The organism is Actinomycetota bacterium, assembly GCA_036280995.1.
In the GTDB taxonomy this organism is placed as follows: Bacteria; Actinomycetota; CALGFH01; order CALGFH01; family CALGFH01; genus CALGFH01.
Genome location: DASUPQ010000459.1, coordinates 1 through 6,223, shown reverse-complemented (window position 1 = coordinate 6,223; position 6,223 = coordinate 1). Strand labels below are relative to the sequence as shown.

General features: G+C 70.3%; 10 protein-coding genes. 8 read left to right on the top strand and 2 right to left on the bottom strand.

Annotated elements, in window-relative coordinates:
- Positions 1-548, top strand: a 548-nt coding sequence (locus VF468_15340) for an IS110 family transposase (GenBank protein HEX5879668.1), incomplete at its 5' end; no start/stop codon positions are given.
- A gap of 268 nt (positions 549-816) precedes the next feature.
- Here VF468_15340 and VF468_15335 read toward each other — a convergent pair.
- Together VF468_15335 and VF468_15330 are read right to left on the bottom strand one after the other, a co-directional pair.
- Positions 817-1,179 carry a DUF742 domain-containing protein gene (locus tag VF468_15335; GenBank protein HEX5879667.1) on the bottom strand — a complete coding sequence of 121 codons (363 nt, stop codon included), beginning with the start codon at positions 1,177-1,179 and terminating at the stop codon, positions 817-819.
- A 109-nt stretch (positions 1,180-1,288) separates the two neighbouring features.
- On the bottom strand, positions 1,289-1,711 hold the full coding sequence (locus VF468_15330; protein ID HEX5879666.1) for a roadblock/LC7 domain-containing protein: 423 nt from the start codon (positions 1,709-1,711) through the stop codon (positions 1,289-1,291).
- Between the two features lie 892 nt (positions 1,712-2,603).
- Here VF468_15330 and VF468_15325 point away from each other — a divergent pair.
- From VF468_15325 to VF468_15295, 7 genes are all read left to right on the top strand, one after another.
- Complete coding sequence (locus tag VF468_15325; GenBank protein HEX5879665.1) at positions 2,604-2,846, top strand: hypothetical protein; 243 nt, start codon at positions 2,604-2,606, stop codon at positions 2,844-2,846.
- Positions 2,847-3,120: 274 nt separating this feature from the next.
- Positions 3,121-3,324 carry a cold-shock protein gene (locus VF468_15320; protein HEX5879664.1) on the top strand — a complete coding sequence of 68 codons (204 nt, stop codon included), beginning with the start codon at positions 3,121-3,123 and terminating at the stop codon, positions 3,322-3,324.
- A gap of 87 nt (positions 3,325-3,411) precedes the next feature.
- Entirely contained in the window at positions 3,412-3,765 is a 354-nt protein-coding gene (locus tag VF468_15315) for an STAS domain-containing protein (protein HEX5879663.1), read from the top strand.
- The gene (locus VF468_15310; protein ID HEX5879662.1) at positions 3,762-4,070 is read left to right on the top strand and encodes a hypothetical protein; all 309 of its coding nucleotides are present in this window, start codon (positions 3,762-3,764) and stop codon (positions 4,068-4,070) included. The genes VF468_15315 and VF468_15310 overlap by 4 nt, the downstream gene beginning before the upstream one ends.
- Positions 4,071-4,232: 162 nt before the next feature.
- The gene (locus VF468_15305; GenBank protein HEX5879661.1) at positions 4,233-4,430 is read left to right on the top strand and encodes a hypothetical protein; all 198 of its coding nucleotides are present in this window, start codon (positions 4,233-4,235) and stop codon (positions 4,428-4,430) included.
- 267 nt (positions 4,431-4,697) lie between these two features.
- Positions 4,698-5,903: a DEAD/DEAH box helicase gene (locus VF468_15300; GenBank protein HEX5879660.1), complete on the top strand. Its 1,206-nt coding sequence runs from the start codon at positions 4,698-4,700 to the stop codon at positions 5,901-5,903.
- A gap of 44 nt (positions 5,904-5,947) precedes the next feature.
- On the top strand, positions 5,948-6,223 hold a 276-nt coding region (locus VF468_15295), incomplete at its 3' end, for a helix-turn-helix domain-containing protein (GenBank protein HEX5879659.1).

Below are 6,223 nucleotides of genomic sequence, written 5' to 3'. Positions count from 1 at the left end.
AGCTCGACCGCATCCAAGCAATGCGTACCCAGCCCGAGGGTGCGGTCGAGCTCAGGATGGCCGTGCTGACGCTGCAGTCGATCGCGGCTCGAGTCCGGTTCCTGTCAGCACAGGTCGACGAACTCGACCCGGAACTGATGACCCTGCTCAAGCAACACCCCGCCGGGCCCGGGCTGCTCGCCGAGCCCGGAGTCGGACCGGTCGTTGCCGCCCAGCTGCTCGTGAGCTGGTCGCATCGAGGGCGGGTCCGTAGCGAGGCCGCCTTCGCCGCCCTGTCCGGCACCGCCCCGCTGGAGGCAAGCAGCGGGCAGCGGACCCGACACCGACTCAACCGTGGCGGCGACCGGGACCTCAACCGGGCCCTTCACACCGTCGCGATCACCCGCATGCGCTGCCACCCCGAGACCCGCGCCTACCACGCCAAACGCACCGCGCAGGGCAAGACCCATCGCGACATCCGACGCTGTCTCAAGCGAGCCCTCGCCCGCCGGCTCTACCGACGAATCCAAGCCGCCACCCATCAACAGCAGATCTCAGCCGCAGCTTGACAAACATAGGAGCGTCCAACGCCACGCCAAACCGGCAAGGAACTGGCGTGCAACCGCTGCCGGGGATGCCAGAGCGCTAGCCGCACGTATGGGCTCGGCCGGCCTGCGGATCGTCTGCCAGCCCGACGTCGACCCCGACCGCATGATCCCGGCCAATGCCACCGAGTCGACCTGCCGCCCGCATCGCAGGCAGGAAGGTGCGAACGTGTCGGCAGCCGCGAGTGCGTTCGAGAGTGGCTGATCCGCAGCTGGGCCGACGCAGGTTGGGTCAGATCGAGTGGAGCCCGTACAGCACCCGCTCGAGCAGCGCCAGGTCAGGACGGTCGCCAGCGTGGACCGGCCGGTGGATCACCACCAGGTGCTCGTCGGCCATGTCACCGACCAGGATGCGGACGACGCCGAGGGGAAGGTGGAGCTTTGCCGAGACCTCGGCGATCGACAGGATGTCGTGGCAGAGGACCGCGATGGCCCGCTGCTCCACGGTCAGCTTCGGCGTCAGATCCACAGTGGAGGTGGTGGAGACCAGCGTCTCGATCGCCAGGGGGTCGTGGGTGGGACGGGTACGCCCGCCGGTCATGGCATAGGGACGGACCCGTTGCTGGTCGGCTGCTGGATGGTTGGCGCTGGTCATGGCATGCCTACCTGGCGGCTACGCCGGTGGGAGCCCAGCTGCTGCTGGCTTGCTGACGATTAGGACAGGCGACGATGCGATCCTTCATGGACTCGGTGGGGATGGGTGCTCATGGCGGGAGGGCGTCTTGGAGTTCGGCCCGCAGCCTGGGCGTGAGGACCTCGCCGGTGCGGCTGACCAGCACGGTCATCTCATAGGCAACCACGCCCACATCGCACGACGAGCCAGCCAGCACCGCTAGACAGGAACCGTCGCTGATGGCCATCACCACCAGCAAGCCCCGGTCCATCTCAACCACTGTCTGTTTGACCAGCCCGCCATCCATACAACGGGCGCCACCCTGGGTCAGGCTGGCCAGCCCGGAGGCGATGGCGGCGAGCTGGTCGGCCCTGGGCCGGTCCAGGCGCTCGGAGGTCGCGACCGGTAGTCCGTCGGCCGACACCACCAGCGCGTGGGCCACTCCTGGGGTGCGGCTGGCGAAGTTGCCGACCAGCCAGCTGAACTCGCTGGCTTCGCTGCTGAGCTGGGGCATGGCAGTCCTGACGCTGTGGCGTCCTGGCCACAGTCGAGCCGCCCAAGACGGTCGCCGGCCCGCTGGCTTCGATCCAGGTCGCCGACCAGGCGGCCGGACAACAGCCACGTTGGTCGCTGGGAGCATACTGCGGACTCGTGGAGAGAACACGCTGTTCCTGGCGCGTCGGCTGACCGGACGTCGCACGCCCTGCAGGCACCGAGAAGGAACTTGGATCGGCTCGGGTACGAATCGGGAGGTAGTACACGTCCGGCGGGCTCGCTCGGGCAGGCCGGTCATTCTCCTGGTCGTTCCCCTGCCGTAACGCCGCATGTCAGGACAGCACGCAACTGACGACCCCGCCGACGTGAGCAGCCAGAACCGGCCGGGCTGGTACCTGCTGGACGGAGGCGTTTCGACTCGTAGTCGGAACGTCGTCGGTTCGAATCCGACCTCGGGCTCCAGTACTGCAGGTCAGACGGCCAGCAGGGCGTCTCGCTCGCCTTGCTGTCGGCTTTGTCATCCCTTGTGTGCGAGGCTGGTCCCGAGGAGGCTTGCCTGGCTTCGCCTTGTGAGTCGTGGCGGCAAGTTCGGCACCTTGCCGGTGGAGCCGGACGCTGGTGAATCTCGGGACTATGCGGGCGACTCGGCGGCGGTGAGGCTGTGCTGTTGGGCCAGCAGAACGTAGCCGTCTTCGAGGGCGGACGGCCGCCGCCAACGCAGCCGATCCGAAACCGGCATCGCATCCGCACCTGTGTCCTCAACCAGTGAGTGGCAGCGTAGGACTCCCTGGTTCACTCCGGAGCAGCACCGGCGGTCCCAACACCAGTCCCTGGGTCACGCTCGGCGTGTATCACCCCGAATCCGCCGCCGCTCCCCGCAGCGTCCCGGCGCCGGGAACCATTGTCGGCCTGTGGCCGGTCAGGACTCTCGCCCAGGCGAGGCCTGGCTGCTGTCACCCGAACTCGTCTCGATCTCGTATGCGGCCACCGAGCTCGACCTGTTCGAGCCGGTGGCGCACCAGGTGGGCCCGGCCGCCTACAGGGTGGGTCCCCGCAACTCCGAGTGGGTGGCCACCCTCTACCTGGCCCAGCCCGTCCGCCAGGGCGCTGGCGGCATCTGGGTCATCACCCGGACCGGGAGCCCAGCGGGCTAGCCGGCAGTGGCCTGGTCTCGCGACCATCGCACGGTGGCCGCTTCCACCTGAGCAGCCACGATGGTGCTGGGGTGGGTCCAGGTCGTCTGCGTCGTGGACTGGCATGACGAGCACCCGGTCGGCGGGGCGGCGCGGCCGGTGTCGTGCTACCCTCGAGTTAGCACGGGTTCACGGTTGACTTGTAGTTCACGGTCGAGCTTGTCCCTTTGCCGCCAGCGCCACCCGGCGTCGGCGTGATGACACCTCCGAGCTGACGGAGGGAGGGACAATCCCCATGACTGTTGGAACCGTCAAGTGGTTCAACGCCAACAAGGGCTACGGCTTCATCCAGCCCGAGTCCGGCAACGACGTCTTCGTGCATGCCAGCGCCATCCAAGATGGTGTCTCGCTGCAGGACGGCCAGGCCGTCGAGTTCGACATCACCCAGGGCCAGAAAGGCCCCCAGGCCGCCAACGTGCGGGCGGTCGCCGCCCAGTAGCCCGCAACGCCCGAGCGACCCGGCTGCGGGACGTGAGGCGGCTGGCCTGGCGGTTCGGGCAGCTGCCTCCCAAGGGAGGAGGCCGCCATGGCCCCACTGTTGCAGTCCGCGATTACCCCCGCCGACGGCGACGCCGTTGTCACCGTGCGCGGCGACATCGACACCCAGACCGCCGGCCAGCTCTGGCGGTACCTGAGCTACCTGGTCGGCCAGGGCCACCACCACATCGTGTTGGACCTGCGGGGGATGATCCTGATCGACTCGGCCGGGGTCGAGATCCTGGCCCGGGTGTCGGAGTGGACCCGCCGCAAGGGCGGCGACCTGGTCCTGCGGTCGGTCAGCCCGGCCGTGGCCGAGCAGCTGGAGCTGGCCCGCCGGACCCAGGCCCACCGGCATCATCCCTCGGCCGCCGGCGACCGGCCGCCATCCCCGACGCGATGACCCCAGAGGGAACCACGCCCGACGACCGGGGCATGTCCCCAGGGCTGCTGCAGCAGCTGACGTTGGCCATCCTCGACCACTCGGCCGAGGAAGGCCTTCGGATGATCGCGACGGTCCGCTCCTATCTGGACACCTGGGAGGTCTTCCTGCAGGACCGGCACGAGCTGGTTGACCATCTGCGCGCCGCCCACCACGCCGACCCCGCCTGCACCCAGGCCGATCCGGCCAGCCTCAACCGCCAGCACTGGCACGCCCACGGCAGCGACCTGACCAGCTTCCTGGACGCCCACCCAGTCCAGGGATGACGACCTCGGTCATCCGACGCCCGGCCGAAGCAGGCGCGAGGAGTCAAAGGAGTTGATCCGAGCATGTCCCGTCTTGGGGGTACACCCCGGATGTTGCCCAACCAGCCGGTCCCGCTTGTCGATCCTGAGGTCGAACGGCTCGCCCATGTGATGGTGGACGGGTTGATCGAACGGTTGGCGGCCGAGCCGGCGGTTCCCGCCACCAGCCTGCTCGACAACCTGGGCGAGCAGCTCCAGCAGGCCGCCAGCCTGCGCCGGCTCAACGTCATGCGCCGCATCCCTGGGTCCACGTCGGCCGCCTGGTCGCCCGCGACCCCGCGGCGGACAGCGCGGTCGCCTGCCTCGGAGGGGCAGCCCTGACACCAGCCCTGAACTGACCCGGCGAGGCACGAGCACCCCGCGGGTACCCGGTTCCGTCCAGGTGGTCTGCTATCCTCGCCACATACGCTTTCGAGCGAGGGCGATCTGTCCTCGCGGTCGTCACAAGCCACGTACTTCGTTCGTACGCACGCCGGTTCCCGGCGCAGGTCGTCCGCGCGCCGTCCGACACTTGGGGCGCCCGACCCACCCCGAACGGAGTGTCGTTCCCACTTGCCCGCAACCCCCACCACCTCGATCCCGACCCGCATCGCACCCCGAACCGCCATTGCCGAGCTCGGCGTCCCCTCGATCCTGACTGCGGCGCTGGCTGCCCGGGGCATCACCACCCCCCGCCCGATCCAGGCCCGCACCCTGCCCGACGCCCTGGCCGGCCGGGACGTCCTCGGCCGGGCTGAGACCGGCTCGGGCAAGACCCTTGCCTTCGGGCTTCCGCTGCTGGTCCGGACCGCCACGGCAAGCGGCAAGCGGCGGGCGCGGCAGCCTCGCGGCCTGGTGCTGGTCCCGACCCGGGAGCTGGCCGACCAGGTCCACGACGAACTCCTCCCGCTGGCCGCCGTGCTCAACCTGCGGCTGCTGGCCGTCTACGGCGGCGTGCCGCTCGGCCGCCAGGCCCAGGAGCTCCGGCGCGGTATCGACGTCGTCGTCGCCACCCCCGGGCGGCTGCTGGACCTGCTGGGCCAGGACGCCTGCTCGCTGGACGCGGTCGCCACCGCCGTCCTTGACGAGGCCGACCACATGGCCGACATGGGCTTCCTGCCCGCGGTCACCTCGCTGCTGGACCGCGTCCCGCCCGGAGGTCAGCGGCTGCTGTTCTCAGCCACCCTCGACGGCCAGGTCGATACCCTCGTCCGCCGCTACCTGACCGACCCGGTGCGGCACACGGTCGCGCCCACCGCAGCCGCCGCCCGGATGGACCACCAGATCCGCACCGTGAAGGCAACCGACAAGGTCGCGGTCGCGGCCGAGCTCGCGGGCCGCCCTGGCCGGACGCTGGTGTTCGTCCGCACCAAGCACCGCGCCGCCCGCCTGGCACGCCAGCTGGAGCACGCCGGCATCCGGGCTGGCGCCCTGCACGGCAACCTGCCCCAACCGGCCAGAACCCGTGCCCTTGGCGCCTTCGCCGCCGGCACGGTCCCGGTGCTGGTGGCCACCGACATCGCCGCCCGCGGCATCCACGTGGACGGGATCGACCTCGTCGTGCACTTCGACCCACCGGCCGAGCCCAAGGCCTACCTGCACCGCTCGGGGCGCACGGCACGCGCCGGCGCTGCCGGCACCGTGATCACCCTGGTCCTGCCCGAACAGGCCACCGAGGTCGCCAGGCTGCACCGGCGCGCCGGTGTCGCCACTCCACCCCTGCCGGTCGATCCGACCACCTCACGGCCGGCCCGGACCGGCGCGCGCCGCCCCGGCGGCCGCCGTCGCCGTCGCCGTGTGACCGCACCCGCCTAGTGTCCTGAGTCGTTGGTGCGTGGACGGTTTGTTAGTGTCTAGGGATGGACGCCACTGCTGACATCCGACCGCGCCGCCGTGGCCCCAAGCTCCCCGAGCTGGTGCTGACCGACGAGGAGCGCACCACCCTGGAGCGCTGGGCTCGACGACCCACCTCCAGCCAGGCGTTGGCCGAGCGCTGCCGGATCGTGCTGGCCTGCGCCGAAGGTCGCAGCAATACCAAGGTCGCCCAGCACCTGGGGGTGGCCCGGTCCACGGTCATCAAGTGGCGCTCGCGATTTGTGGCCCGCCGGCTGGAGGGACTGGTGGACGAACCCCGT